General features: G+C 51.1%; 32 protein-coding genes, 1 other RNA gene and 3 pseudogenes. 12 read left to right on the top strand and 24 right to left on the bottom strand.

The features are described from left to right. Nucleotides 1-374 precede the first annotated feature (374 nt). The 4 genes from ACL2XQ_RS19750 to ACL2XQ_RS19735 all read left to right on the top strand — a co-directional run bounded on the left by ACL2XQ_RS19750 (nt 375) and on the right by ACL2XQ_RS19735 (nt 2,419). Complete coding sequence (locus ACL2XQ_RS19750) at nt 375-716, top strand: DMT family transporter (RefSeq protein ID WP_410013953.1); 342 nt, start codon at nt 375-377, stop codon at nt 714-716. Further along, entirely contained in the window at nt 716-1,309 is a 594-nt protein-coding gene (locus ACL2XQ_RS19745; RefSeq protein WP_410013954.1) for a TetR/AcrR family transcriptional regulator, read from the top strand. The genes ACL2XQ_RS19750 and ACL2XQ_RS19745 overlap by 1 nt, the downstream gene beginning before the upstream one ends. Nucleotides 1,310-1,454: 145 nt before the next feature. Next, nucleotides 1,455-1,724: a hypothetical protein gene (locus ACL2XQ_RS19740; RefSeq protein ID WP_413739584.1), complete on the top strand. Its 270-nt coding sequence runs from the start codon at nt 1,455-1,457 to the stop codon at nt 1,722-1,724. Nucleotides 1,725-1,942: 218 nt separating this feature from the next. Then, a complete protein-coding gene (locus ACL2XQ_RS19735; RefSeq protein WP_410013956.1) occupies nt 1,943-2,419 on the top strand; it encodes a cold-shock protein in 477 nt (158 codons plus the stop codon). A 352-nt stretch (nt 2,420-2,771) separates the two neighbouring features. Here ACL2XQ_RS19735 and ACL2XQ_RS19730 read toward each other — a convergent pair whose 3' ends face one another. After that, nucleotides 2,772-3,578, bottom strand: a complete 807-nt coding sequence (locus tag ACL2XQ_RS19730) for an SDR family NAD(P)-dependent oxidoreductase (protein WP_413739583.1) — start codon at nt 3,576-3,578, stop codon at nt 2,772-2,774. A gap of 279 nt (nt 3,579-3,857) precedes the next feature. Next, entirely contained in the window at nt 3,858-4,760 is a 903-nt protein-coding gene (locus ACL2XQ_RS19725; protein WP_413740534.1) for a LysR family transcriptional regulator, read from the bottom strand. A gap of 91 nt (nt 4,761-4,851) precedes the next feature. Here ACL2XQ_RS19725 and ACL2XQ_RS19720 point away from each other — a divergent pair, with 91 nt between their 5' ends. Continuing rightward, a complete protein-coding gene (locus tag ACL2XQ_RS19720) occupies nt 4,852-5,868 on the top strand; it encodes an NADP-dependent oxidoreductase (RefSeq protein WP_413739582.1) in 1,017 nt (338 codons plus the stop codon). A gap of 288 nt (nt 5,869-6,156) precedes the next feature. Here ACL2XQ_RS19720 and ACL2XQ_RS19715 read toward each other — a convergent pair whose 3' ends face one another. The 4 genes and pseudogenes from ACL2XQ_RS19715 to ACL2XQ_RS19700 all read right to left on the bottom strand — a co-directional run. Beyond that, entirely contained in the window at nt 6,157-6,567 is a 411-nt protein-coding gene (locus ACL2XQ_RS19715) for a type II toxin-antitoxin system HicB family antitoxin (protein ID WP_413739581.1), read from the bottom strand. Nucleotides 6,568-6,638: 71 nt separating this feature from the next. After that, a complete protein-coding gene (locus ACL2XQ_RS19710) occupies nt 6,639-6,971 on the bottom strand; it encodes a type II toxin-antitoxin system HicA family toxin (RefSeq protein ID WP_413739580.1) in 333 nt (110 codons plus the stop codon). Between the two features lie 153 nt (nt 6,972-7,124). Then, nucleotides 7,125-7,490: pseudogene (locus tag ACL2XQ_RS19705) on the bottom strand (integrase core domain-containing protein); the annotation flags it as partial. A 113-nt stretch (nt 7,491-7,603) separates the two neighbouring features. Continuing rightward, nucleotides 7,604-7,861: pseudogene (locus ACL2XQ_RS19700) on the bottom strand (transposase); the annotation flags it as partial. Between the two features lie 108 nt (nt 7,862-7,969). Here ACL2XQ_RS19700 and tnpB point away from each other — a divergent pair. Further along, a pseudogene (tnpB, locus tag ACL2XQ_RS19695) lies at nt 7,970-8,077 on the top strand (IS66 family insertion sequence element accessory protein TnpB); the annotation flags it as partial. Nucleotides 8,078-8,124: 47 nt separating this feature from the next. On the opposite strand, the gene ACL2XQ_RS19690 reads toward tnpB, so the two are convergent. The 9 genes from ACL2XQ_RS19690 to ACL2XQ_RS19650 all read right to left on the bottom strand — a co-directional run bounded on the left by ACL2XQ_RS19690 (nt 8,125) and on the right by ACL2XQ_RS19650 (nt 13,680). Further along, the gene (locus tag ACL2XQ_RS19690; protein ID WP_410016824.1) at nt 8,125-8,307 is read right to left on the bottom strand and encodes a hypothetical protein; all 183 of its coding nucleotides are present in this window, start codon (nt 8,305-8,307) and stop codon (nt 8,125-8,127) included. A 290-nt stretch (nt 8,308-8,597) separates the two neighbouring features. Beyond that, nucleotides 8,598-8,849 carry a prevent-host-death protein gene (locus tag ACL2XQ_RS19685; protein WP_413739579.1) on the bottom strand — a complete coding sequence of 84 codons (252 nt, stop codon included), beginning with the start codon at nt 8,847-8,849 and terminating at the stop codon, nt 8,598-8,600. Nucleotides 8,850-8,872: 23 nt separating this feature from the next. Continuing rightward, complete coding sequence (locus ACL2XQ_RS19680) at nt 8,873-9,511, bottom strand: DUF6998 domain-containing protein (protein ID WP_413739578.1); 639 nt, start codon at nt 9,509-9,511, stop codon at nt 8,873-8,875. 196 nt (nt 9,512-9,707) lie between these two features. Continuing rightward, entirely contained in the window at nt 9,708-12,023 is a 2,316-nt protein-coding gene (locus ACL2XQ_RS19675) for a primase-helicase zinc-binding domain-containing protein (protein ID WP_413739577.1), read from the bottom strand. 4 nt (nt 12,024-12,027) lie between these two features. Further along, on the bottom strand, nt 12,028-12,372 hold the full coding sequence (locus ACL2XQ_RS19670) for a DUF5375 family protein (protein WP_413739576.1): 345 nt from the start codon (nt 12,370-12,372) through the stop codon (nt 12,028-12,030). Next, on the bottom strand, nt 12,372-12,632 hold the full coding sequence (locus ACL2XQ_RS19665; protein WP_413739575.1) for a hypothetical protein: 261 nt from the start codon (nt 12,630-12,632) through the stop codon (nt 12,372-12,374). The genes ACL2XQ_RS19670 and ACL2XQ_RS19665 overlap by 1 nt, the downstream gene beginning before the upstream one ends. Beyond that, a complete protein-coding gene (locus tag ACL2XQ_RS19660) occupies nt 12,629-13,153 on the bottom strand; it encodes a host cell division inhibitor Icd-like protein (protein WP_413739574.1) in 525 nt (174 codons plus the stop codon). Before ACL2XQ_RS19660 ends, ACL2XQ_RS19665 begins: the two co-directional genes overlap by 4 nt. A gap of 9 nt (nt 13,154-13,162) precedes the next feature. Continuing rightward, nucleotides 13,163-13,423: a hypothetical protein gene (locus tag ACL2XQ_RS19655; RefSeq protein ID WP_413739573.1), complete on the bottom strand. Its 261-nt coding sequence runs from the start codon at nt 13,421-13,423 to the stop codon at nt 13,163-13,165. Continuing rightward, a complete protein-coding gene (locus ACL2XQ_RS19650) occupies nt 13,420-13,680 on the bottom strand; it encodes a helix-turn-helix transcriptional regulator (RefSeq protein ID WP_413739572.1) in 261 nt (86 codons plus the stop codon). The genes ACL2XQ_RS19655 and ACL2XQ_RS19650 overlap by 4 nt, the downstream gene beginning before the upstream one ends. A 543-nt stretch (nt 13,681-14,223) precedes the next feature. Between ACL2XQ_RS19650 and ACL2XQ_RS19645 the strand changes: the two genes are divergently transcribed. Both ACL2XQ_RS19645 and ACL2XQ_RS19640 read left to right on the top strand, forming a co-directional pair. Next, the gene (locus ACL2XQ_RS19645; RefSeq protein WP_413739571.1) at nt 14,224-14,967 is read left to right on the top strand and encodes an aldehyde dehydrogenase; all 744 of its coding nucleotides are present in this window, start codon (nt 14,224-14,226) and stop codon (nt 14,965-14,967) included. After that, nucleotides 14,964-15,209: an ogr/Delta-like zinc finger family protein gene (locus ACL2XQ_RS19640; protein WP_413739570.1), complete on the top strand. Its 246-nt coding sequence runs from the start codon at nt 14,964-14,966 to the stop codon at nt 15,207-15,209. Before ACL2XQ_RS19645 ends, ACL2XQ_RS19640 begins: the two co-directional genes overlap by 4 nt. A gap of 288 nt (nt 15,210-15,497) precedes the next feature. Here ACL2XQ_RS19640 and ACL2XQ_RS19635 read toward each other — a convergent pair whose 3' ends face one another. The 5 genes from ACL2XQ_RS19635 to smpB form a co-directional block, all read right to left on the bottom strand. Continuing rightward, on the bottom strand, nt 15,498-16,193 hold the full coding sequence (locus ACL2XQ_RS19635; RefSeq protein WP_413739569.1) for an HNH endonuclease: 696 nt from the start codon (nt 16,191-16,193) through the stop codon (nt 15,498-15,500). After that, the gene (locus ACL2XQ_RS19630; protein WP_413739568.1) at nt 16,180-17,562 is read right to left on the bottom strand and encodes an AAA family ATPase; all 1,383 of its coding nucleotides are present in this window, start codon (nt 17,560-17,562) and stop codon (nt 16,180-16,182) included. The genes ACL2XQ_RS19635 and ACL2XQ_RS19630 overlap by 14 nt, the downstream gene beginning before the upstream one ends. Beyond that, nucleotides 17,559-18,770: an integrase domain-containing protein gene (locus ACL2XQ_RS19625; protein WP_413739567.1), complete on the bottom strand. Its 1,212-nt coding sequence runs from the start codon at nt 18,768-18,770 to the stop codon at nt 17,559-17,561. Before ACL2XQ_RS19625 ends, ACL2XQ_RS19630 begins: the two co-directional genes overlap by 4 nt. A 184-nt stretch (nt 18,771-18,954) precedes the next feature. After that, nucleotides 18,955-19,337, bottom strand: a transfer-messenger RNA (tmRNA) gene (gene ssrA / locus ACL2XQ_RS19620). Nucleotides 19,338-19,383: 46 nt separating this feature from the next. Continuing rightward, the gene (smpB, locus tag ACL2XQ_RS19615) at nt 19,384-19,866 is read right to left on the bottom strand and encodes an SsrA-binding protein SmpB (protein ID WP_410013963.1); all 483 of its coding nucleotides are present in this window, start codon (nt 19,864-19,866) and stop codon (nt 19,384-19,386) included. Nucleotides 19,867-20,025: 159 nt separating this feature from the next. Between smpB and ACL2XQ_RS19610 the strand changes: the two genes are divergently transcribed. Further along, the gene (locus ACL2XQ_RS19610; RefSeq protein WP_413721195.1) at nt 20,026-20,463 is read left to right on the top strand and encodes an SRPBCC family protein; all 438 of its coding nucleotides are present in this window, start codon (nt 20,026-20,028) and stop codon (nt 20,461-20,463) included. Continuing rightward, nucleotides 20,453-20,749, top strand: coding sequence for an RnfH family protein (locus tag ACL2XQ_RS19605; RefSeq protein WP_413721194.1), 297 nt, complete (start codon nt 20,453-20,455; stop codon nt 20,747-20,749). Before ACL2XQ_RS19610 ends, ACL2XQ_RS19605 begins: the two co-directional genes overlap by 11 nt. A 176-nt stretch (nt 20,750-20,925) precedes the next feature. On the opposite strand, the gene bamE is transcribed toward ACL2XQ_RS19605, so the two are convergent. From bamE to nadK, 3 genes are all read right to left on the bottom strand, one after another. Further along, on the bottom strand, nt 20,926-21,273 hold the full coding sequence (bamE, locus tag ACL2XQ_RS19600) for an outer membrane protein assembly factor BamE (RefSeq protein ID WP_410013965.1): 348 nt from the start codon (nt 21,271-21,273) through the stop codon (nt 20,926-20,928). A 113-nt stretch (nt 21,274-21,386) separates the two neighbouring features. Then, complete coding sequence (gene recN / locus ACL2XQ_RS19595; protein WP_410013966.1) at nt 21,387-23,048, bottom strand: DNA repair protein RecN; 1,662 nt, start codon at nt 23,046-23,048, stop codon at nt 21,387-21,389. A gap of 87 nt (nt 23,049-23,135) precedes the next feature. Beyond that, nucleotides 23,136-24,014 carry an NAD(+) kinase gene (gene nadK / locus ACL2XQ_RS19590; protein ID WP_413721191.1) on the bottom strand — a complete coding sequence of 293 codons (879 nt, stop codon included), beginning with the start codon at nt 24,012-24,014 and terminating at the stop codon, nt 23,136-23,138. 123 nt (nt 24,015-24,137) lie between these two features. On the opposite strand from nadK, the gene grpE reads away from it, so the two are divergent. Continuing rightward, complete coding sequence (gene grpE, locus ACL2XQ_RS19585) at nt 24,138-24,734, top strand: nucleotide exchange factor GrpE (RefSeq protein WP_410016750.1); 597 nt, start codon at nt 24,138-24,140, stop codon at nt 24,732-24,734. A gap of 62 nt (nt 24,735-24,796) precedes the next feature. Here grpE and ung read toward each other — a convergent pair whose 3' ends face one another. Continuing rightward, entirely contained in the window at nt 24,797-25,480 is a 684-nt protein-coding gene (ung, locus tag ACL2XQ_RS19580; protein ID WP_410013968.1) for a uracil-DNA glycosylase, read from the bottom strand. A 339-nt stretch (nt 25,481-25,819) separates the two neighbouring features. Here ung and grcA point away from each other — a divergent pair, with 339 nt between their 5' ends. Next, on the top strand, nt 25,820-26,203 hold the full coding sequence (grcA, locus tag ACL2XQ_RS19575) for an autonomous glycyl radical cofactor GrcA (RefSeq protein WP_410013969.1): 384 nt from the start codon (nt 25,820-25,822) through the stop codon (nt 26,201-26,203). Nucleotides 26,204-26,453: the final 250 nt, after the last annotated feature.

The following is a 26,453-nucleotide window of genomic DNA, read 5'->3' as shown; positions in this document are numbered from 1 at the left end:
AACGCCTTGCGGATGCTGATGTATGAAAAGTCCTTCCGGGCTTTTCATTAACATCGGATGTTCAGCCAGTACCGGAAAACGCGGGGTTATTCTCGACAGTCGTCAACGCCCGCGCTGCCGGCCCGACGGGATGACGTCTTTTGGCGTTCCCGCTTTTTATCGTATCCAGACTAGGGCTAGTCCCTTTTTGCTGTTATGGGTGCCAACAGGCGTGACCGGCAACGTGGTGCCATGAGGATGGCCGCGGGGGGGCCCGCCTGTCACAGCACGTCTTATGTTAATCCGAGGTTACGCAGCAGAAAAAAACCGCTGACGCTTAACTTGCATACCGGCCGGTAGGTATCTAGTATTGGTTTTTATTTCAGGAGAAAACCATGTCTTCACTACTCGCTTACGCAGCACTCGCACTCGCCATCGTTCTGGAAGTGGTGGGCACCCTGTTTCTGGGCAAGTCTGAACATTTTACCCGCCTTATGCCCTCGCTAATTTGCGCTGTTCTTTATGCCTGTTCCTTTTATCTGCTGGCTCAGGTGCTGCGTACGCTTCCGCTAGGGATTGCTTATGCCTCCTGGGGAGGGCTGGGCATTATTCTGACGACCCTTATCGGCGTGGTCGTTTTCAGGCAAAAACCTGATGCGGCGGCCATCGCGGGTATCGCGCTGATTGTTGTCGGCGTGGTGGTGATTAACGGCTTTTCCAAGATGAGTGCCCACTGATGATGACAGCGTCCGGCAGACCAAAAAAAGACCCTGTCAATGTGCGCCGCCGTTTGCTCAATAGTACGGCAAGTCTGATGGCGGCCCGTGGCTTTGCCGGTGTCAGCGTCAGCGACATCGCCTCTGACGCGGGTGTGACCAAAGGCGGCCTGTTTCACCATTTTTCCAGCAAGCAGGATCTTATCACTGCGGTATTTGATGATGAGCTGGAGCAGTTCAATGTACTCCTTGAGGACTTCATGGCGCGTGACCCCGGCGGCTACGGTCGCTTTACACGGGCTTATATCAGGACGACAATTGTCGCCTGCACGGAAAAGATGTCAGCTCTGACGTTTTCTCTCTGTGCTGAACCTGAACTGATAACACGCTGGGAAAGCTGGCTCGCTCAGCGCCTGAAACAGCATCAGGAGACTGACAGTGCACCGGATCTGGAGATTGCCAGACTTGCGGCAGACGGCATCTGGTTCACGAGTCTGCTTAAAGGTGGAACGCCGGGAAACAGGGAAAGCCTGCTCAGCCTTCAGCAGAGGCTGCTTGCGCTGACACTGAACAATCATCCAGACCATATCAGCCCGGGAGTGGCAGATGAATAGGGCCAAAAACATTCCTTACTGGAAATGAGCGAATAAAATACGCGTGATTGATCTGGCGGCGGCGAATATACAGGCAGATGTGTACAACATGAAGTGAGACCGGATATATTATTTATATCAAATCCTCTTCCATGTGGAGCACCCAATGCCGGAATACCTTTTTTTCAAAAAGGGGAAGCAAACCGTCGTGCTGGAAAGATCAGACACGGACCTGGCCTCTCGGCTGACCCATCAGGGTTATAAAAAACAATTTGAAGAGGTCAACGCCGCTGATGAAAAACACGCGCTTGCCCGCTTTGCTGATATCCGCCGGGAAAAACGAATAGATCAGCATAACTTCATAGCCGGCGCCGGAGCCATGCCCCTGATAGGTGTTCTGACGGCAGCGGCTGTTTTTCTTTTGCGCAAAAAATAGCCAGACCTGATGCTGCTGCCGCCACGTTAACTCTTCCGCCACGTCTGGCCGCAGCGTTTCACTCTGCGTCGCTGACGCCTTTACCTGGCCGTCCCGTTCGCATACCCTACATTTATCGTCCAGACTTAAACCAAAGACGTAGTCTGCGCAGGCATTGTGTTTTACACTGCGCGCTGCAAAAACTGATTAGATAAACGATTAAGCAGGCGGTAACGGCGATGAATGGAACGATCACAACCTGGTTTAAAGATAAAGGTTTTGGATTTATCAAAGATGAAAACGGCGATAACCGTTATTTTCATGTGATTAAGGTCGCCAACCCTGAGCTGATTAAGAAAGATGCGGCGGTGACCTTCGAACCCACCACGAATAACAAGGGGTTGTCGGCTTATGCCGTGAAAGTCGCACCGGAAAGCAAATACATCTATATCGCAGGCGAGCGTCTTAAGCTTACGTCGATCAAGTCTTATCTGGTTTACAGCGAAGAGGTGCCTGCCGATACCCGCATTGATAAAGAAAATGCGGTGCTGTCCGTAGGGGTGCTGATGAGTAGCATTCGGCCGAAATCAGCCACGAAGCCTGGCGAAATGCGTTCGCTGAAAAAACTGGCGATCACCACCTTTCAGGGAACGACGTTAATTTTCTCGGAAGATGAGATAGACGTGGATGCCACGGTAAAACTGCTCAAGGTTTGAAACAATTCGGACCGACCCCATGCCTCGACGAGCCGGCGGATAACGCCTGGCGTGTGTCCGTACCGCCGCCTTTACCCCCGGAACATTTCCATCTCCTGCCGCGGGAGGGAAAGACCTATGCCATTGGCGGCAGAAGAGAAAACGCTTCACAACATATCCAGACGATTTAGCGGCTCGCGCTGATCCCGAAGGATGCAACCTGGGTTGCGTTTCTTCTGATGCCTGTGCCGCGAAGCGGCACGCAGGCCGCTATCCTAAAAGGGACAATTTGTCTGGGGAGACAATGCGGCGGCGCCTCCTTACCCATGTCAACCCGCTGCATACCTGGCCATAGCCGCGGGTGTGATCAGCATTACATAAACCGGTCCGCGCCGCCGGACGCTTCCACGGTGTGCCCGGTAACGAACTGATTGCGTGCGGAAAGCAAAAACGCGGCGATAACGGCGATATCCTCCGGGCGTCCGAAACGCCCGACGGGGGTTCTTTCCTTACCGAGAATGTCCATAATGTCCTCATCGGTTTTACCGGCCAGTTCCGGACGGCGCTCGCGAACGTTGGGCAGCATGTTGTTTGCCCAGTTTTCCGTCGCGACCGCGCCAACGCCAATGGCATTGACCAGAATGCCCATCGGCGCGACATCAAGCGCCAAACTGCGGGTCAAATTATTAATGGCCGCACTCAGGGCATGGGAAACGGTTAGCGGCGGGTTGGGATACAGCCCTCCGATGGAGGAGATGTTCACGATACGCCCCCACCGCCGCCGTTGCATACCCGGGATCACCTCGCGGCAAAAACGGCGCATGGCGGTAAATTTGGTGGCGGTCATCGCCTCCCAGTCTTCCTCCGTGGTGGTCAGCAGCGTGCCGGCATGGGCCCGGCCCGCATTATTGACCAGTAAATCAATGCCGGCAAATTGCTGCTCCGCCAGGCGGACTGCCTCACGGGGAAACGCGGCATCGGTCACGTCGCCCGCCAGCGGCAGCGTGGAGACGCCATAACGCCGCGCCAGCCTGTCGGCGGCGTCGTCCAGCCGCGTCTGGGTCCTGGCCACCATCACCAGATGCACACCGTTTGCCGCCAGCTCTTCACAAATGCTGAAACCGATACCGGTGCTGGCGCCTGTCACCAGCGCCACTTTGTCTTTGAGATCCAAATCCATTACGGGCTCCTGCTGTTTAATTAGGGGGTCATCAGGTATAACGCATTTCATGCCCGGATGCTTGTTCGCTGAAATCCAGACGTCTGAAATAAACGACCATAGCGCGTATCCCGGCTGCGCTGCTATGCCGCGGGTTTTCAGGATCACTGTGGCAGGAGGGGCAATGCATTCTATACCCGACGCGCTTTCCTCCGGTTGTGCGCTGCTACCGGCTGTCACCTGTTGCCGCGTGGTGACGGGACATGTCCGCCGTTTTGCGGGCGGTCCAGTTAAGAGAATTTAAAACTGCTCCAGCATAAATTCCAGAAACGCACGTACGGCAGGGTTTGAACGACGACTTTCATGCCAGACTGCCGAAATATTATGCCGTTCTACAGAAAAATCCGTCAGAACGGGAATTAACTCCTGGCGCCTTACCAAAGAAGCCGCCATAAAACTTGTCGCCATTCCTATTCCGGCACCGGCAGCGACTGCCGCTATAACGGCTTCGCTTGCATCGACGATGACAGCAGATGACGGCACGATTTCGATCTCCCGCTCGCCAACCCGGAACGGCCAGCGAAAAATCCGCCCCGTATTTTGGTAACGCAGATTGACCGTTTTATGCCCTATAAGATCATTAGGGTGTTTTGGCGGGGCGCATTTGGCCAAATAATCAGGCGAAGCATAACAACCCATCTGATAGGGTGAAAGGCGACGCGACAGGAGATTTGAATCCGCGAGGTCGCCGAGCCGGATGGCAATATCAATACTTTCGTCAACGATACTTATCACGCGATCGCTTAACCGTAAGTCAATCGTCACTTTTGGATGCAGGGCGCAGAATTGCGCAAGCGCAGGGGCGATCATATGGAGACCGATCGGCAACGATGCCGCAATGCGTAATGTTCCCGCGGGCTCTGCCCGCGTACGCATGGCTACCTGCTCGAGCTCCTCGGCATCGCGCAGCAACCGTAAAGCCCTCTCGTGCAGTTCGCGGCCTTCAGCAGTCAAAACCAGCGAGCGTGTGGTTCGGGTGAATAAAGTGACGCCGAGACGCTGTTCCAGTCGCTGGATGCTCTTACTTATCGCTGAAGGTGAAACGGATAGCGAGCGGGCAGCGGCGGTATAGCTGCCAAGCGCTCCCGCGCGAGCGAATGCGATAAGACCGGTGAGTCTTTCAAAACCTATTTGTTCCTTCATGGCAACATTAAAGCGAAATCCAGCCCCATTATCAATCATCATTATTAGTCATATTATCTGGCAACTGAATCCCCATTAGAGTGAGCTTGTGATGACTGAAATGATGAAAGCAGTACGACTGCACGCGTTTGGTGGTCCAGAGAACCTTAAATATGAAGATGCACCCCGGCCAACGATGGGATGTACGGAAGTGCTTGTTCGGGTGTATGCGGTCAGTCTCAACCCGCCAGACGGGTATCTGCGTGACGGTTATCGGGCGTTGCCGCCTGAATGGTGGCCCCATCCCCACTTTCCGCTCATCCTGGGCACGGATATATCCGGTGTAGTCGTAGCGGTCGGCAAAAATGTTTCCGGATTCAGCATTGGCGATGAAGTCTATTCCATGGTGCGTTTTCCTGAAAGAGCCATGGAAGGCAGCGGTGCCTATGCCGACTACGTGAGCGTTCCTGCATCAGAGCTGGCGTTAAAACCTCAGAACATCGAACATGTCCAGGCCGCGGGTGCGCCGATGTCACTGCTCACGGCCTGGCAGTTCCTTGTCGAACTGGGGCATGACGCGCCTAATCCGTTTCAATCATTCAAACATACACCTGTTCCTCTAAAAGGCCGGACAGTAGTGGTCAACGGCGCCGGAGGAGGCGTAGGACACCTTGCGGTGCAGATTGCCAAGTGGAAAGGCGCGCGAGTGATTGCAGTCGCTTCTTCCCGCAATGAGGCGCTTTTACGCGATCTCGGTGCGGATGAGTTTATCGACTACACCAAAATAGCTCCCGAGACCGTAGTAAAAAATGCCGATCTTGTCATTGATACTTCAGGTGGAACGCACGTTGAGCGCTTTTTGAGCAGCATCAAGCAAGGCGGGGCAATGTTTCTTGTTAATCCTTTGCATTTTTCCGGGCAGAAGGAGGCCGCCGAAAGAGGAATTACGGTGTCAACAACGCAAGTGCGTTCCAGTGGCGCGCAACTCTCAGCGGCGGGTAGCCTTCTGGAAACAGGAATTATCAGGGTCGTCATTGATAGCACCTACCCTTTACAAATGGCTTCAGCTGCACATAAGCGTGCTTTATCAGGCAGTATCCAGGGCAAAATTGTGCTTACACACTTTTGATTATCTTATCCCACTTCGCCATGTGTTGAGGCCGGCTGGACTGCAGGATAAGAAAAGTAAAATGCTCATTATTTCCGGTTATTTTTACCTTGAGCCTTCGGTTCTGGGGCAGTTTATGGCCGAACTTACATGATTGGCTAATGCTGTGCGACGGCGCGAAGGAACAAGGCCAAAGGCGACGTCAACGTCGTCCGTTCCCGGTTAAACGTGCTTTCATGGGAATAAGGGGGCTTCAGCGAAAATCTCTGTAGGTGTAAACAAGATTGGCCCCGCTAGAGGCCATATCAATCAATTTCTCGCAATTTCCTTGCGGGCCAACTCCGCAAGAAACGCCGAACGGTTTTTGTAATGCCCGTTTGTCTCAATATAACGGTCGATGGCCGTAATGAGATTGCCGGGCATAGTGAGATTAAATTTAACGGCTTTGGTTTCGTACTTTGTCGGATCGAGCTCAAAAAAGCCTAGGAAGCCGTCATCCTCTGACAGGCGATCATCGTGAATATAGGCTGAGGGATCAGTAGGGGCGGGAACGTGCTCGCCGCGCTCTGTTAGGGCTTCAGCATGTATACCGAATGCTTTTTCTGCATCGCGAACGGCTTCTTCCAATGTATCCCCGGCAAAAAAACAACCGGGAATATCGGGGAAATAACCGTCATATTCACCGCTTTTAGTTCCGAAAATGAAAACTGGATAGATCATTAAGTACCTCGCATGACTTACTATACTAATGGGGAACGCGCTTTTAAAGGCAGCTTGCGCCGTCCTTTCTGTTAAATGACCTTTAGCCCCGAAATCTTCTTTACTTGTCTTAAAACTCCTTTTGAGATTTCTTTCCTTGGGTGGGGAAGGGGGATGATTTCCCTTACTCCCTCCTTTTCAAGCGTGATGTGACTGCTTGCTTTTTGTTTCCTTGCTATCCATCCATCATTTATCAATAGCTTGATTAACTTAGCGCTTTCCATCCTGACTCCATTTTGTCCCTCTATGGGTATAGTACCCACAGAAAAAATATGAGTCAATATGATAGTGGGTATAATAACCACTTTTAACAATACTGCCTCCGGGTGGCCATTCCTTGTTGGCCTATCTGTTAAATCTAACAATCAGCCACCATAGTCCCGCACCTACCTCGACAATATTGTGGCTTGAAATTTCTTCTGGGGTTCGGGCCACTAATCCGGGATCAGGGTCAATCAGGTGGTTAGGCGATTGCGGCTCATTTCTGAGATAGGGCTGAAACTGTAAGCACACCGGTTTTAGTCCCACACACTTTTTGAGATTTCCGGATTTTCAGCCATCAGCCGGTACTCTTCCGGCGTCAGGTTATTCAGCGATTCATGAGGCCGCTCGCTGTTATATTCAGTCAGCCAGCACTCTGTGATTTCCCGTACTTCATTCAGTGTCCTGAACAGATAAAAATCCAGTATTTCTGTCCGGTACGTCCGGTTAGACCGTTCGATAAACGCATTCTGTGTCCGCTTGCCCGGCCTGATAAATTCCAGTATCACGCCATGTTCTTCCGCCCATTGCGCCAGCGATATCAGTTCCGGACCGTTATCCATCCGCAGTTTCAGCGGATATCCGCGATTTGCCACTATCCGATCCAGCACTCTAACGACGCGCTTATCCCATCATGGCCTTGCTGCCAAAAGCAGCTGACTTGCGAGAGGCCGTATACATTAACGCAAACAGCTTTTATCATCGTATGCTTGCAAAACGGGGGCGAACCATACATTTTTTCGATGACATCTTTTAACGCCCGGTTTTCCAGACTGAGATCGGCAAACATCTGTTTCAGGCTACGGTTTTCATCCTCAAGATCTTTCATCTTTTTGATATCAGAGGCTTCCATGCCGCCAAACTTCGCTTTCCAATTGTAGTAGCTGGCTTCAGCGATACCGGCTTCGCGGCAGACATCTTTAACGCTGCGTCTGGCTTCGACTGACTTCAGAACGGCGATGATCTGGTGTTTGGTGAATCGGGCTTTGCGCATGGCGATCTCCTATCGGGACATAATCAATATGCCGGAAGATCTCTAAATGTGAATGGTCCGTTTGGCAGAGATACTTACAGTATCTGGCTGGTCGCCGGCCACACTGATATGAGAAAGGGATTCCAGGGCCTCGCCGCCAAAGTCGTATCCGCCCTCCGGGAAGATCCGTTGTCCGGCCATGTCTTCGTCTTCCGGGGCAAACGCGGCAATTGGGTACCGGAGGCTAAACCGCGTTCCAACCGTGTAATAGCCGTTGTTTTGGTTCACATTCGCTCAGCGATTTGCGCTTGGGCGAGGCCGGCTTTTTTGCGTGCGGCCAACCGCTCATCAAGTAGGGCGCATTCCCGATCCGGTTTTTCGTATTCAGCCTTGAATTCCGGTTGCCCCATCCACTCAGTGACCATTTCGTCATGGGTTTTGGTTGGCGGCAGGCGTTTAGCGTTCATATGTTATCTCTTTCAATCTGGCTTCAGCGCCGGGGGAATCTGAATTTTTCGTGTAATGCATTGGTATATATGGATTAAGTTTCAATTCAGATTTTAGGATATACCCAAACGTATACCAATGCGGAAAAGTGATGGGATAATGAAGGCAAATTTTGAACCGTTGTTCCCGCATATGCCACCCGGTTAGCGCCGGGCTTTTACTGCTTATACACTTCTGTGCATTTATGCTTAACCATTGCCAGCACAATCACATTGTTATCGCTTTCAGGGCGGGTTCATTTCATTAAAGCTTATAGTTTATCGAGATCGACCTTGACGCGCTTACCGCTTATTCGGGAGCGGGCGATCTTGGCGAGTTCGATATCTTCCTGGCAATCAACCATGGCTTCCCACGTTTCAGGGGAAACGTAGTAACCGGAGATATGGCTGTTGGTTAATACAGCCACCGGTTGGCCATTAGAGTCTTTTAGCACATGATTGGGTGATTTTTTAAAATCGCTAATGCTCACCGCCACATTTGCCAGGATAGGGTGTACAGGCATCACGAGTCCTCTTATGTTGTGCATTAATCCAGAATCGATAAATCACTGCTAATGACTTCATCCACATCAATGCCACCTGGCAAGGCTGGACGTTCCCAACGTATTATGCTCATCGATATGAACTTTTTTATTCCCAACATTGAGCGTTCGTTGCGTGCTTTTGAACCAGGTGACATCAATGCTTCTATAACTTTTTCACGCGAGCATTCATATATAGCAAGCACATCATAATTAGCATCCATTAGTACGAGTAAAACCGCATCAAAGGGTTTGCTTAAATCGATTGATCCCATTCGTTGAGTTGTTTTTTTTATATTGTGGATACATCGCCCTTTTATCTGTAATTTAACCGCTTCCTTTTCTCTATATTCAATCGCATCGAATCCCGCCTGGCGTGCTTCCGCAAGTTTTAAGCCAAGTATCCTTGCTGCTTCATATTCGGCAATCTCTCCGGTGATTCCCAGAGGTTTTCCTGTAAGCGATTGGTATTGTCCGGCGATTTTTTTAGCCTGCGATAATAACGCCATGATTTGTTGGTTTTTTTGAGATTCATCTATCATCATTAGCCTTTGGTAATTTATGGCGTAATATTCAATGGCAATACGGGAACGATGCGATCGATTATGCCTCAAGAATCCCACTCCCGAAAAGTTCTTCTTCATAAAATACTCAAGAAAAAAAGATTTTACGCAAAACTGTTCACCCTATTCACCTTTGACTTTTATCCATATAAAACATGTTGTTAAGTGGTGATGAGTTGGTGAACAGCAACCCTAAACTCATCACCCCAGGGTGACTACCCTTGTAGCAGATACGAAAAAACCGGCCGGGGCCGGTTGGTTTTTGTTCATACTGAGGTTACACCGCGTTGCACTGCGGCAGCCAATCCGCGTCGCTATCGTCGCTTAATTCAAGATTGGTTTGGATGCCGTTTTTGCTTTTGTGTTTGATCAACTCGCAGCCGTATTCACGTAAGATCCCCGATAGCGCCAGACCGAAAGCGGTCAGGCTCATGGGCTTCTGGTAGCCTCGTGCCTCCATAAACGACAGGTAAGCGTGATAGACATATTTGCGCGGATTGCGCGGGGTGATATTGGCATTGCCCATAAACATGCCGTTGGCCTCGCTGTTTGCCAGCAGGTAGCCGCCAAAGTCCACTAACGGGTCAGCATTACGTTTGATCTCTAGGGCTTCATTGGAGTTCTGTTGCGCTTCCAGTCTGCGGCGAGCGTCGGTTGGGTCGGCAAACCGTTGCATCAGGTGACGGACGATAACTGACAGTTCACGGCGGATTTTGTCTTTTAACTGTGGGTCACGATCCCCAGCGGCGATCACCTCGGGAAAATGGATAATCACCCGGCGGCGGGATACGCCACCGCTGCGATCGCTAAAGCGCATCGGGTTATTATTAACGGCCAGGATCACCGCCGGAATATGGGTAGCGTAGGCGTCCCGGTATTTGGGATCGATAGCCACCGCATCGCCGCCGGTAATGGCCTTGATGCCCGTACCGTCGCCGCTCCATTTCTCCTGGTCGGGTAAAATAATCAGTGAGAATCCCACCACTGAGGCCCGTTCGCGGGAGGATTCCAGCGTGTCGATAGTGGCCGAGGTAGTGTTGTCCTCACCGGCCAGCATGGTGGCAATGGTCGCCATAATGCTCTTACCGCTGCCGCCGGGGCCGGTGATTTCCAGAAACAATTGCCAGTCGTAGCGGTTCGCTAACACCATAAATAACGCCGCGAGGATATTGTCCTGCTTATCAGTATTATGCCCGGCGGCCCGCGTTAACCATTGCCAGAAATGCGGCGCGTCGTCGGCCAGGTTTTCCCCGGTTTTTGGTGGGGTGTAATCCACATTATTAACGGTGCGCAGCCAGTTTTCCTTGCGGTGTGGCCGAAACTCCCCGGCCAGCGTATCAAACACCCCATTACGAAAGCCTATCAGTCTGCGCACCGGGTCGCCCATTTGTGGCACCATGAGTTTTAGCGTATCCACCAGGCTATTGATGCCGGAAGCCGAGAACGGGGCACGGGCTTTCTGAAACAGCGTGGCAATCTCGCGGTTAATCAGCTTTGGCGGCAGGACTTTCCAGGCGCCGCCGTCGTATTGCAATATCTCTTCCCCTAACACCGGCACCGCCAAATCACCATGATAGTGGCCGGCCACCAGTTCGGCTTTTTCACTGGTGCTCATGGCCTTGATATCAGCATCACTAATGGTCTCAAACGGACTGTGCCAGGCCGGGGTGATAAAGGCGCGCAGTAGTTGCCGGGTCGCCTCATGACCCTGGCGCTGATAAATATCATTCCAGTCACCGGCAACCGGCGGCAGGGCAACCACACCGTTAACCGCCTGGGCGGTTTCCTCGGCTTTGGCCTGTCCGGTGTCGTTGTCGTCACGGTCGGCGGCAATCAATAAGGTAGTATCCGGGTATTGCGTTTTCAGTAGTGCGGCCAGCGACGGCAGGTTATTGGCGCTAAGCGCGACATATACCGAATCCCCGGTCAGCTCATGCACCGTCAGGCCGGTGGCGTAACCTTCGGTCAACCACAGGTGTTTGCTGTCAATACCGGCAAAACAGTGAAAGGCTGCTTTCACCTGTCCGCCGGGTAAGGTGCGTTTGTCACCGGCAGCATTGATAAGCTGCACGTTAACCACCTCACCCCCGGCAATCGTCAACGGCACCACCATGTCACCACGCTGATAGTCGATACCGCCGACGCGCAGCGGTTGCGCCAGGGTCAGGGCTTCTACACCCGGCCAGCCTTTGGCCGCCAGGTAGGTTTGCCGAGGTTGCTCGATGGCAGCGGCGACTATCTGGCGCGCCTGTTTGACAGCGTTTTGCCGTGCCAGAGTCTTGTCCTGTTCTGTCGGCAGGCTTGCGAAAATCGGCGCATTTTCGCCTATCAGTTCGGCCACTTGGCGGGCTGCCTGGGACGGTGAAAGCTGTAACGCCTTTTCCACCAGGTTGAGGCCGTCACCGGCCCCGCACTGGTTACAAATCCAAGAGCCTTTACCGGCCTTGTCGTCAAAACGAAAGCGGTCTTTACCGCCGCACAGCGGGCAAGGAGAGTGTTGTCCATTAAGGGCCACCTTAATGCCCAGGGCTGGTAACAGTTGCGGCCAATATCCTTGCGCACTGCGCACTGTATCGGTTACGTTCATGCGCATTTCCTTAATGTAGGGTGGCGTTGAGGCGGACGGTTTTTAAATGGTGCTGGCAAACTTCATCCATCACCCGCTCGCCTAATGCCGTCAGGCGCGGTGAGGCGTCGAGAAAATCCGGCGTCACCATATCGCCCAACATGGCGCAGGCGATTTCCACTCCGAGTTCAAGGCCATGCTCCGCCACATGAAAGGCTTCCACCTCATTGGCTATTTTCGCTTCCAGCGCGTCCAGACTTAAGGCCAGTTGCATGCCGTACTGTTGACAAGTGGTCTGATAGGCACAGGCCACGGCGCGGCGATAAAGCGCAATTCGCAGTTCTACGGGGATACAGGATTGATTATCGGTATTCATCAGCGGGTCGCCTCCATGCTGGCGGAAATCAGGGATTCACAGGTATTCACCACCTGGCCGATATGGTCAGTCAGTACTGCGATAACCGCCGCGAAATTGTCATTAAGGTGGTGTTCGGCATCCAGGCTAAGGCAGTGCTGGCGGTCGAGCATATCGAGGAACAACACCCCCATATTGTGGGCGTTCTGGAGCCGTAAAAAATCCGCATGGGGAATGGGGTAAGACTCATCGGCGTGAAACCGGGCGGCCAGGGTATTCATGCCACCTCCCGTACCGGCAGGCGACCGGCAAATGACAATACGTAATCTCGCGCCAACGATTGGCGGGCGTCGTGTTCACAGGCGGCAATGGTACGCACCATGCACGGGCGGCTATTGGGCACGCTGCGAAGCACGGCGGCAAAAATAAAAGTAAAAGAAGAATGAGAATGAGCGAGGGTTGTAGCCATATTGGCAGCCTCCATTGAGTAATGGTTATTGCTACCACGGAAGTTCTCACGCTCGGGTGGTAGCCCAGACGGGGGTGAGAAACCGGCCTCAATGAATACCGGCCAGCCCGAAGGCTGCCCCGCCTGAGCCACCATTGTTCGATTAGCGCAACGTAATGGAAATGGCTGCGCAAAAAACAGGCAAACTAAGGCCGCGACGTAAAAAAACACGCCTGGCGCGTGTTGTGTCGCCATTGAGTAACTCGGGTTCTCACGCCCGGCTGCCGATTTTGCGGCAGCGCGGAAACTATAACGAACTGGCTCGCCAGAGAAAAGGCTTTTTTGCAGTAGCACGGTAAATTCTCAGCAGTCGGTTTGCATATCGGTACGCCCTTTACGGGCAGGCAATACGGTGTAGTACTTCTCCCGACCGATGAGGCCCGAATGTGACTCGAAGGGTTTTGCTGCGGTCAAGCGCACGCCCATAGAGCCGCAGTGCGCGGTCATCAAACTGCGTACCACTTTCTCGGGGTGGCTGATGGCCGAGGCTAGCGCCAGCGACAGGTATTCGGCTTCTTTGTCGGTCAGGGTAAAGTCTTGTGAATTCAGCGTGACGGTGATCATGGGCGGGACTCCTCATTGCGGGCGGCGATCCGGGTATTCATCCATTCATTTACTTCCGAGGCCAGCCAGGCAACGTTTTTACCGCCCAGGGAGATCTGCGACGGAAACGCATCACGGCTGATGTAATCGTAAATCGATGAGCGGGACAGTCCGGTGGTATTAATGACTTCCGGCAGGCGCATAAAGCGGTCAGGGGGATAGCCGTTTAACAAGGGTGGCGGGCAAGCCGGTGGGGTGTGTCGAGCAACTGCAAGCATCAAAAGCTACCTTATCATGAGTGCGGTCATACGTGGCCGTGACTGGGTGGATGCGTCTGGTAGCTGCCTATTATGTGGTTATTTTTGGCTGTGGCAACAAGGGGGTGTTGTGCCAGTGGCTTGAAAAAATGTGTTCAAATATTGACCTACCAACAAATACTAAGTGATGCTAACTAATACTAAGTAATACGAACCGGTAATTTTCATTGATAGGTAAAACTGAATAAATAACCCATATTGATAGAAATAAACGTTATAAAAAAGCTGACCAAAGAAAAGGCTGTTTTAAACCCGGTGAACAGGTGTGAATACTCGGTGATGAGTTAATCGTAAACTATTCATCCCTTTACTTACTGATTACTATTACTTTTTTTCAAAGGTGAAGAGTAGTGAATAGTTTATATAAAAACTCTTTTTGGTAAGGTGCAGATTTGGGGACTTTTTGACCGTCTGTTGTGCCATCGGCAGGTAAACCCCAATACGTTGAGCTGTTGTGTGGTGCCGGACAGAATAAGCACACCCCAAACAACACGAGTTTTTACCATGAGCACACAACCCCTTTCAGCGAATATGATTGAAATCCTGGCCGACTTGGACAAAGCCCGCAGCGCGCATAACACAAATACCGCTGCCCTGAAGGATATCAAAACGGCCATCACCCGCTGTCACCAACAACAACACGACGCGGAAGTGTCCAGCCAAGAGTCGGAAAGTAACTGGCGTAAGCTGTTTCGCAGTCTGCGCGGTGAAATGACCGACGAACTGAAAGCCGGATATAACACTCGTATCGCGCAACGGGAATTGGCAAAGGAATTTGCCGGTTTGCTGGAAGATATGGAATGGGATCACAAACAGGCGATGCTGCGCTGCTGTGGCACGGCGAAAACCTATAAAGAGGCCCATATCCGTGCCGCCTGTGCTTATGCCCGCCATGAGGTCGCCAGCGCCCTGAGCTGCATTAAAATGCCGGAACTGATCCGTGCCATGAAATTAAGCGTGGCATTGCGCCATCCCTACAGTCATTCCGATGGGAATGTTTATCAGGAAATTATGGCCTCTTTTGGCAGCATGTTGCGTACGATATGCGAGACGACACCGCTGGATATGCAAAATGAACCTATCGCGATGCAAATAGGCTTGGAATATCCGGATGTCATGAAAGGTCTCGACCAAGAATTATATAACAGCCCGATTAGACGAACGCGATTGGCTGAGGCATTGATAAAAAGGAAAGCCGAGCAAGAAGTTAACGAGGGCAAAGAAAACGATAAGGTTAACAAATCATGATGCGGTGTCCGGTATGCCGCGCAGCATCGCATATTCGCTCCAGCCGTTATTTATCGGAGCAGGTCAAAGAGGCGTATTATCAATGCCAGAATTTGCAATGCTCCAGTACCTTTAAATCGGTGGAAAGTATCGATAGAATTATTAACCGGCCCCCTGAACCCGAGGTTGCACCGGTAGCGTTAATCGTTCAGCCAGAGAAACGGGTATTAAATCGTTATGGTTCGGGTGCCCGTTTGCACTAATCAGTACCTCAGACATTCTCCCGGGTGGGGTAGATGCTCCACCCCCGACACCTTCGCAAAACGCCTTTTCTCTGGTCAGCCCGCTGTAAAATGACCGTGCATGCAGTGGATGCATGGATCTGCATGCAACAGATACCCCTATAAAACCGCTGAAAGCGCGCTACGTATGGGCTTTGTGGGCTATTGGCTCGTGCATGAAAGGTGCATGATGTAGTCACAGCGGGCAGGCGGGGGACACTGCGCGCGCTGGGGCCGAGTGCATCAACTTTGTATATATTCATATCGATATTATTTATGAAAGTTTCGCTGGAATTCCAATTTTGATAATTTTTTACCTTGTAGTGTAAGATCCTCAATGAATGAGAGATATAAATTCTCCTCTATGGGATTAGATGTGTTTAGAAGTGCTTGTGTGTATGCCAAAATACCCTCCTTGATGCTTTGTTGAACATTACCATAATTTGAATATTTATATATGAATCTTAATAATCCACATATCTCAATTGTCTTTCTTCCTTTGTCTGTCTTTGGTAAAAAATATAAAGATTCTTCTATTACTTTAATGTCGGAATCATAATTGTCTAAGTGAGGATGAGATATAATATAGTCTTCACTTTTAATAGGTAACGTCTTTCTTGTAGCATTAACTAAAACATTCTTATTATCTTTCTCAGTATTACAGTCTTTGCATGCTATGCAGAGGTTTAATGGCTTAAAGAGAAAACTTGGATGTGTCGATTTTGGTATGATGTGCTCAATGTCCCAAGCCATATTATGATCAACTACTATTTTTTGTTGGCAATAAGGGCAAGTGTAATCTTGTGCGATAATATAATGATCTTTAATATGTTTTTTCAAATTTTTCAATTCATTATCATCCTGCCTATCCCAATATCCACCAATTTTTTCTTTTTTTGGCAGTCTTTCAAATTCACTTACCTTTGACATTAATTGTTCATTGTATTCAACTTTATTGAAAATCATTTCTTCTCTCCGATAATGATTTTGCAACAAGAGTCATTAGTTTTTTGACTGGATCTGTATTTTCAATGACATCTTTTAGACCTAAAATTTTTTCAATTTCGATTAATCTTGTATGGCTTATTTTTTTAGTTTCAGTCAACTCTGATAAAAAACTTATTAATTCCCTCATAAGATACTCATTTTTATAACCAGGGGCCTTGAAAATATTAGCAAGTTGAAAATCTATTGACCGATTTATAAAATTGGATGCATTATTTACTTTTCCATCTTGCATCGACAATATAAAACAATTGTGGGATTTCAATTTTGATGTTATTTGAGGCGAGTGCGTTGCAATGATAAAATGGCAGTTATGATAGTCTTTAAACGTGTCCATTAAAATTGAAATATATTTTTCTTGCCATTCTGGATGCAAACAAATTTCAGGCTCATCTATACAAATTATAGAGTTATCTTGAATTTGACTTGCAATGCCTAATATGCTCATTACAATGCATTGTTCTCCGGAACTGGCATTGTTTATACGGAATCTTTCGTTTGAGTTTTTATTATGAAGGGTAACATATCGTGTATATAAAAAACCAGATTCAATAAGAAAAATAAAGTCGTCAGATACTTCATTGAAGAGACCAGTATCAATGTGGACACCGAGTTGATCAATTATCATTTTATGAATCGGTCTTTTTTCTTTGTAATTTAGTTGACTGAGTATATATAACGCATAATCTATTTTTTCTTTATCAAGCGCCCCATCATCCTTTAAAAACGCACTTCTATTTATGTTCATTGGAAACGGTATGCTTTTTAAAAATATTTGTTCAAATGCTATATAATGGTCATGCGAGGCAGATATTTCTTTGAACCTTTCATTTGAAGATCTCATGACTAATGAAATCTCAATTTCATCATGATAACCTAAATAGCCTAGAACGTTTGCGATTCTAGACATATCCATGTTGTGATTAATTAAAGATGCTATTAGTTTATAGATAATTTTAGAAAGATATTCAGAACTAATATTTAAGCTGGATAAACCCCTAATTCCTAGATAAGAGTAATTGCTAAGGCGTTCTCTTCGCTTAGGCACTGGAAATTTATCAAATGCACTTGTGGATACTGCGATGATATTAGATGGCACAAAGTCATAGTCTATTTCGAAATAACGGTCATCAACTGAATCATAAAGTTCCTTATAAAATTTATTTTGGTCTTTCTTCGGAATAAAATGATTAACAATAAAACTTAACATCCTGCTTTTGCCAACTCCGTTCCTCCCAGTAATAAGTGTAAAAACATTTTCATTATTTGTAATATAATTTTTGCCTATCAAATGATATTTTTTATCACGAGCTGTAATGTTAGTTATCATTTTTTTCGCCTTGTGAAAAAACCATTATCAATGGCATGCCCCCACCAGTTCATAAGTTCTTTCCTCTGCTGAAGGTATAAAGAACGGTTATAAGCTTTCCTAACCTCATTTTTATCACTATGCGCTAGCGCAGCCTCAATCACATCCGCATTAAATTCTGCCTCATTCATAGCAGTACTGGCTAGAGATCGCAAGCCGTGCGCAACCAATTTCCCGCCATAGCCTATGCGCTTTAACGCAGCGTTAGCCGTTTGGCTGTTCATCGGTTTTTTGGGATCATTGCGGCTTGGAAAAACAAATTCCCGATTGCCGCTAATAGGCCGCATGATGTCCAGTATCTCCAGCGCCTGTATAGACAATGGAACGACATGATCACGTTTAGCCTTCATCCGTTCTGCAGGAATACGCCATTCCCTGTTCTCGATATCGATCTCTGCCCAGGCTGTTGCCGATGCCTCTGCCGGGCGTATAAGTGTTAATAGCTGCCACTCCAGCAGGCACCGGGTTGGTATGGACAGGTTACTCATCGATATGGTGCGCATTAGCTTAGGAAGCTCTTCGGGGCGGATAGTCGGCATGTGCTGTTTTTTGGGGCGCTCGAACGCATTGCCAATCCCCGATGCCGGATTGTTTTCAATTAAACCGGTGTTAACGGCAAAGATCATAATCTCGTTGATGCGCTGTACTAGTCTGCGTACCGTTTCAAGTGCGCCACGGGCTTTGATCGGCTCTAACGCCTGTATCAGGGTTCTGGCCTTGATGTCCTGCACGGGGATATTTTCTAATGCGGGCAACAGATCCTTTTCAATCGAACGCCAGATATCTTGCGCATGCGTGGCGCTAACGCTGCCTTGTTTAAGGGCAAACCAGTGTTGCGCGACGTTGATAAAAATGCTGTCTTGAGCGATTTGACGCTGTTCTGCCTCATCCTCGGCTTTGGCCTGGGGATCAATGCCCTTGGCTAAAAGGGAGAGCTTTTCCCCTCTGATTTCCCTGGCATCGGCCAAAGACAGGGCAGGGTAAGCTCCGAGGCTAATCATGGTGCGCTGTGCTGTACCGGGTCGCTGATAGCGAAAGCGCCATATTTTTTTGCCGGTGGTTTTTACCAGCAAAAATAAACCGTCGCCATCATGTAGTGTAAGGTCTTTATCGAGGGCTTTGGCTTTTTGTACTTCGGTGTGGGTGAGGGGGCGTGTAGTCCGCGCCATGTGAGGGATCGTCCATTAATTGGTATACGTTTATTGGTATACATCATAGCGTATACCAATTCGTATACCAATAGACGCTGGATTTAGCTGGATATGCTCGGACTGTTACAGACACAAAAAAGCCCGCAAACCTAGGTGGGATGCGGGCTTTCAGGACTTCGCCGGACATGTCCGGATGATAAATTGGTGGAGCTGGGGGGATTTGAACCCCCGTCCGGAATTATTACATCCTCGGTACTACATGCTTAGTCCAATCATTACATTCGCCAGTTAGCTGCGGATGGACACGCTACTAACAAACTAGCCTGATTAGATTTGACGCTTTGACCCCAGGCAGGATCTCTACGCGAGCTCTTTTGGGTTTGACCTCTCTTGATCCCCGTCCTAAGAGCGGAGGCTAGGGAGAGAGGGAACCATCAGTGGTTTAGACTGATTAAGCTGCTAAAGCAGCGGGTTCGTATTGCGAGTCGTTTGCAATTATTTTTTTTGAGGCTGTTTAACGAGGCCTACCTCACCTCGGCATGCACCTTGGGTTTCACAAATCCCGTCGAATCCAGAATCAGCCCCAAGTTGTTAATTTCATTATAGCAAAAATTCAATAGCGCGGCAAATCTTAACGGTTGGCGTTCTTCATAATGCGTGCTTTATCGACTTGCCATTCGCGTGATTTGACATCCTCACGCTTATCGAAATCTTTTTTACCCTTGGCGACGCCAATCTTGACCTTGGTCCAGGCGTTTTTCCAGTACAGCGACAGGGCGACCACGGTGTAGCCCTCGCGGTTCACCCGGCCGAACAGCGAGCTTAACTCACGCTTGTTGAGCAGAAGTTTACGCGTGCGCATAGGGTCGCATACCACATGCGACGAGGCGGCCATAAGCGGCTGGAAGGTGGCGCCAAATAAGAAGGCTTCGCCATCTTTAAGCAGCACATAGCTATCGCTGATGTTGGCCTTGCCGGCACGGAGCGATTTGACTTCCCATCCCTGCAACGCGAGTCCGGCTTCGAACTCTTCCTCGATGAAATATTCATGTCGGGCGCGCTTGTTTTGCGCAATGGTGGCTGAACCGGGTTTGTAAGCTTTTTTCTTTGTCATGATACTAAATATTATACAGTTTTATGGGCGGGAATAAAATGCTTTCCTTACGTTACCTTGCGGTATTGATGCTTTTTAAGACAAACGGGCGCCAACACTTTTTGTCTCAAGACAGATAAATGATAATATTAAGCAATGATCGTCAAGACAGGAACCCTTATGCCTCATATCAGTCGTTCCGCGTTAGTGCCCTACAGCGCGGAGCAAATGTTTGCCTTGGTCAATGATATTCGCGCTTATCCGGAGTTTATTCCCGGATGCACCGGCAGCCGCGTGCTGGCCAAGGAAGGAAACGAACTGACCGCCGAGATGGATGTTTCCAAAGCGGGCATCAGCAAAACATTCAGGACACGTAATGTCATCACCGATAACGAAAGTATCGTAATGCGCCTGGTGGAAGGGCCATTCCGCTCGTTTGCCGGCGACTGGCGTTTTACCACGCTGAGTCCAGAAGCGTGCAAGGTCGAATTCGAAATGAGCTTTGAGTTTAAGAACCGGCTAATCGAGCTGGCGTTCGGGCCAATCTTTAAAGAGATGGCGAATAACATGGTCCAGGCGTTCACCCAGCGGGCAAAAGAGGTTTACCGTGCCGCCTGAGGCTGCGGATATCCGCGTGGAAGTGGTGTATGCGCTGCCTGAGCGGCAATACCTGCGGCAGTTGGTGCTGGCTGCGGGCAGTACGCTTGAGCAGGCGATACAGGCCTCGGGCCTTCTGGCAATACGGCACGATATCGATCTGGACAAGAATAAGGTCGGTATCTTTAGTCGCCCGGCCAAATTAAGCGATCGGCTCAATGACGGCGATCGCGTGGAAATTTACCGCCCGCTGCTGATTGATCCCAAGGAGTTGCGCCGCCAGCGCGCGGAACGCACGAAAAAGTAGACGGGTGCGCGGGACGCCGGGGGCCGGCAGGGTAGGTCATATACCCCAGGCGTCCGGCCCGTTGCCCTCTCAAGCGTGTTCTTCGCCTTGCCCCCGTTTTACCGCTGTGCCGCCTGCGCTGGGATTACTTCGCCAGGCGTTGCCGCTTCGCTTCAGTTCGGCTTTTTACCGCTGATTTACCCGCGCGGGGTATCCAATGACGGCCGGTTATCGATATTGGTCAGGGTGCCGGTGTTGTTAAAGGTCAGGGTAAGCGTTTGTTGCGTGACAGGCTGATGACCGGGCTGGCGGCGGAACACATAAAACCAGGTACTGCTGCCGAACGGATCCTGCATCATTGGCGTGCCCAGGATATACGCCACCTGCTGCTTGGTCATGCCGGTATGAATTTTAGCTACGTCAGTTGCTGTCAGATAGTTTCCCTGGTTAATGTCCGGGCGGTAGACCAATCTTTCAAGCGTGGAGCAACCGGCGGTTAACATCAGGAGAACGACGGCAGCAGCGGTCAACGTCTTACAGCTCATAATAATCACATTCCTTTTAGGCATAGGATGCCGATGATAATAGACCTTGCCGACATTGGGAACCTCTACAAGGCCCATCTATGACCACGGGAACGTAAAAAAGTTAGCCTTTTCTAAGCTGCGAGCAGTTCTTTAGCGTTTGCCAGCGTATTTTTGGTGACCTCGCTCCCGCCCAACAGGCGCGCCAGCTCTTGCAGGCGGGCTTTTTTGTCCAGGGCGATCATTTGGGTTTCGGTCTCGTTACCGTCGGTATTTTTGCTGACAAAAAAGTGATGGTGACCGGAGCCCGCAACCTGGGGCAAGTGGGTTACGCACATCACCTGGGTGGATTCCCCCAGCCGACGCAGCATTTTACCCACAATTGCGGCGGTGGGGCCACTAATGCCCACATCCACTTCATCAAAAATCAGCGCCGGGGTATCCATCTTGCGGGCGGTAATCACCTGTATCGCCAGGCCGATGCGCGATAATTCGCCGCCGGAGGCCACTTTCGCCAACGGCTGCAAGGGCTGGCCGGGGTTGGTGGTGACCAGGAATTCGATACGATCCGCCCCTTCGGCGCTCAGCTGTTCGGCATCGAAATGCGTCGTGATTTCCAACCTGCCGTGCGGCAGGGACAGCTCGCGGATACTGCGGGTAATCAGGGCGGAAAGTTCAGTGGCATGATGCACGCGTTTTTCATGCAGCCGCCGCGCGGTTTGCACCGCCTGGAGGTGGTGCTGCGCCACGGTCTCGACCAGCGCCTGGGCGTCGGTGTCGTGCTGCTCCAGCAACTGTTGTTCTTGCAGCAACTGCTGATAAAACAGCGGCAGGTCTTCCGGTTTCACATGATGCTTGCGCGCCAGGGAGATCTGGCGGGACAGCCGCTGTTCCAGCTCATACAGCCGCGCCGGGTCCAGGTCGAGCCGATCGCCGTAATGGCGCAGCTCCTCCGCGGCCTCGGTCAGCTGGATTGAGGCTTCTTCCAGCAGATCCATTACCGGGGAAAGCGCGCCGTCCATGCCCACCAGTTCGCCTACCCGCTGCTGGACGGCGTACAGCTGGCCAAGCAGGGTCTGGTCCTCGCCCTCGCTGAGCATCTCAAGCGCCTGGCGGGTGGTGGTGATCAACTGGCCGCTGTTGGCCAGCCGCTTGTATTCCTGATCGATTTGCTCGAATTCGCCGTCCGCCGGGATAAAATCGTTCAGCTCCTTTAACTGGTACTGCAATAATTCGCGCCTGGCCTCGCGCTCCGAGGCGTGCTGGCGGAACGCGGCCAGATCCAGGCAGCTCTGGTGCCATTGCCGATAAGCGCCGGCCATGGATTGCCGCAGCGCTTGTTCATCCGCATAGGCGTCGAGCAGCTGTTTTTGATAGTCGGGACGCAGCAGCAACTGGTGGGCATGCTGGCCGTGGATCTGGATCAGGTGATGGCCCAGCTCGCGCAACTGCGATAAGGGCGCCGGCATGCCGTTGATAAACCCCCGCGAGCGCCCGTCATGGCCGACCACGCGCCGCAGCAGGCATTCATTGCCGTTATCCAGCTCATTGTCCGCCAGCCACCGCGCTGCCAGCGGGGCGTCGCCGAGGGCGAAACGCGCGCAGATATCCGCCCTGGGGGCGCCGGGGCGCACCATGCCTGCGTCGGAACGGCTGCCGAGGCACAAACCGAGGGCATCGATGGCAATGGATTTGCCCGCCCCGGTTTCGCCGGTGATAACGCTCATTCCCGATTGAAAATCAATCGTCAACTCGCGCACGATCGCAAAGTTAGCAATGGTCAGTTGAGCCAGCATGATACGTTTCCTGTATATAAAAACACAGCTGTGGTTAAACACAGTATAAACTGGTTTTATATACAGTAAAGAAACGAATGCTGATTTTCAGAATAATTTTTTCGACCAGCCGAGCTTGGTGCTGAGCGTATTGAAATAGTTGTAATCATGGGGATGGACCAGATCCAGGTGATATTCGCTGCGCCGGATAAAAATTTCCTCGCCCTCCTGTATAGGCAGCGCGATCTGGCTGTCGCAGCTGATCTCCAGTTCGCTGCTGGCCTGGGAAAATTTCAGCCGGATGGTGCTGCTGCCGTTGATAACCAGCGGCCGGGAGGACAGGGTATGCGGAAACATCGGCACCAGGACGATCGCATCCAGGGGCGGGGTCAGGATCGGGCCGCCGGCGGAGAGGGAATAGGCGGTGGAACCGGTCGGCGTGGCGATGATCAGGCCGTCGGAACGCTGCGAAAAGGCGAAGCTATCGTCGATATACACTTCAAATTCAATCATATGCGCCACCTTTCCAGGATGGAGCACGACTTCGTTGATGGCGGTGCTGAGCCGTCCGCATTCATTGCCCCGGCAGACCTGGGCCTCCAGTAAAAAACGCTGTTCGCAGCGGTAATTGCCCGCCAGCACGTCCGTAAGCTGCTGCAGCGCGGAATCGGGATCGAGATCGGTAAGAAAGCCCAGATTGCCGCGGTTGATGCCGATGACTTTAATATCGTACCGCGCCAGGATGCGCGCCGAGCCCAGCATATTGCCGTCGCCGCCCACCACCACCGCCAGATCGGCCCGCTGGCCGATATCCGCCAGGCTGCCGGTAATAGCGCCGGTAAGATCAAGGTCGCGGGCGATGTGCTGCTCCATGATCACCTCATGTCCCTGCCCGATCAGCCAGTGGTACAACATCTCGTGCGTGGCCAGGGCGTTGGGATGACGCGGATGGCCGACAATGCCGATGCTTTTGAAAGGGGTGTTCATGTATTTGCTTTTCCTCGCCGTGTTTTGCTGACTACATTATGCGACATCCCTTGAATACCTGCTATTCATCCCCATAATAAGCGGAGTAGCAAGACTAAAAGGCTAAAACGCGGAGAACTCATGATGAGTAGTAAAGAACAGAAGATACCTGACGAGCAAGTCTCACAAGACATTACCACGGATGAGATGGATGCCGGGCAGCGGATGGACGCGGCGCCCGAGACGGAGAACGTCGTGGATCCGCGCGATGAGCGTATCGCCAGTCTGGAAGCCAAGCTGGAAGAATTGCAGCAGCGCGAGCGCGACAGCCTGCTGCGCGCCAAGGCGGAAATGGAAAATCTTCGTCGCCGCACCGAGCTGGATGTGGAAAAAGCCCATAAATTCGCCCTGGAAAAATTTGCCGGCGAACTGCTGCCGGTGATTGACAATCTGGAACGCGGCCTGGATATGGCCGATAAAAACAATAGCGAGCTGACCCCGCTTATCGAAGGCATCGAACTGACCCTGAAGTCGCTGCTGGACGTGGTGCGCAAGTACGGCATCGCCGTGGTCGACCAGACCCATGTGCCGTTCGATCCCGCGGTGCACCAGGCCATGACCATGCTGGAATCCGATGAGCACGAGCCAAACCATGTCATGATGATTATGCAAAAAGGCTACACCCTGAACGGCCGCCTGCTGCGTCCCGCCATGGTGGCGGTATCGAAAGCCAAGGCGTAGGATTTCCGCGCCCGCGAGCCGGTCGTCGAGCCCGATAACCGGCCCATTCCCTGTTCCCCCAGTTATTCCGACGGCAACCGCGGTTGCCAGTCAATCTCCGGTTTTCCCTGCTGTGCCAACAGGGCGTTGGCCCTGGAGAAATGCCCGCAGCCTAAGAAACCCCGGTGCGCCGACAGCGGCGACGGATGCGGCGCTTTCAGAATATGATGGCGTTGCGGGTCGATAATCGTGCCTTTTTTTTGCGCGTGCGATCCCCACAGCATAAAGACGATCCCCTCGCGCTGCTCGTTCAGCACGGCAATCACTTTATCGGTAAAGGTTTCCCAGCCCAGGCTGGCGTGGGAATGGGCCTTGCCCGCCTCGACGGTAAGCACGGTATTGAGCAGCATCACGCCTTGCCCGGCCCAGCTTTGCAGGCAGCCGTGCTCCGGTTTGGTAAAACCCGGAATATCATTGGCCAGCTCTTTGTAGATATTGACCAGCGAGGGCGGGGCGGGCACGCCCGGCCGGACGGAAAAGGACAGGCCGTGCGCCTGGTTGGGGCCGTGGTAGGGATCTTGCCCCAGTATCACCACCTTTACCGCGGCAAGTTCGGTGAAGCGGAACGCGTTGAATACGTCTTTTTGCGGGGGATAGATAATCTTGCCCGCCGCCCGCTCGCTGGCGACGAAGTTCAGCGTTTGCTGGAAATAGGGCTTGGTCTTCTCTTCGGCGAGCGCATCCCGCCAGGTTGGACTTTGTGTCATGGTACGCTCCATGTGGATTGGCGACTGGCGTTAGCTTACCGGCTTATGTCCGCAGGCGGAATCTTTTCCGCCGCCAGGGGCACGCCAACAAAATAAATAAAGCTTAAAAAAAAGTTAAATTAGTGAAAGTGATAAATAACTCAAAAATTGATATAAAACAAAAACATGACTTTTTGATGCGTTTCTTTACTACGGATAAATTGATTTAAATCAAGGAAACGATGCCGATTGGCTGGTATACAGTCAGTTAGACAAATTGGTTTTACCAAATACCCAAGCAGCCGGTAGCCTACCGGACGACGACGGGCAGATTTTGTAGCCACACCATGGAGACATTCTATGATTATCGGAACTCAAATCACCAAGGCCGACAACAAAGCATTGGTTAACTCTTTCTGGCTGCTGGATAACAGCATTGAACAGGCCCGTTGCCTGTGTGCCGTTGCCGGCTACGCCGACGATCAGGTCGTTGCCTTAAGCGAACTGGGCAATATCGAATACCGTCAAATTCCGCTAGAAGCCAAGGAAACCGTACGCGTGGAAGGCGGCCAGCATCTGAATGTCAACGTGCTGACCCGTGAAACCCTGGAAGACGCCGTGGCCAACCCGGACAAATATCCGCAGCTGACCATCCGTGTCTCGGGCTATGCCGTGCGTTTTAACTCGCTGACGCCTGAACAGCAGCGCGATGTCATTACCCGTACCTTTACCGCCGCCCTTTAACGGCGTCGCGGTGTATAAAAGGGAGCCTAGGCTCCCTTTTTGATTTCCGCTATTTCCGCACGGCAAAGACTCTGTATTAAAATCAATATGTTGCGTTTAGAAATGCTGAATTCCCGTCTGGATCAAAATATGAATATTCACCCCCTGCGCCTATTTTGACCAATGCCATTTTATGGCAAAACTATCTTTAACCTAATGAAATAAATTGTTTTTTTCATTCATTTACGCCGCGCTTGTTTGTGGCGCGCGC

Source organism: Sodalis sp. RH14, from assembly GCF_047324285.1.
GTDB lineage: Bacteria > Pseudomonadota > Gammaproteobacteria > Enterobacterales > Enterobacteriaceae > Acerihabitans.
Note: the sequence above shows the minus strand (reverse complement) of the source record. Positions and strands in the feature narration are given on the sequence as shown.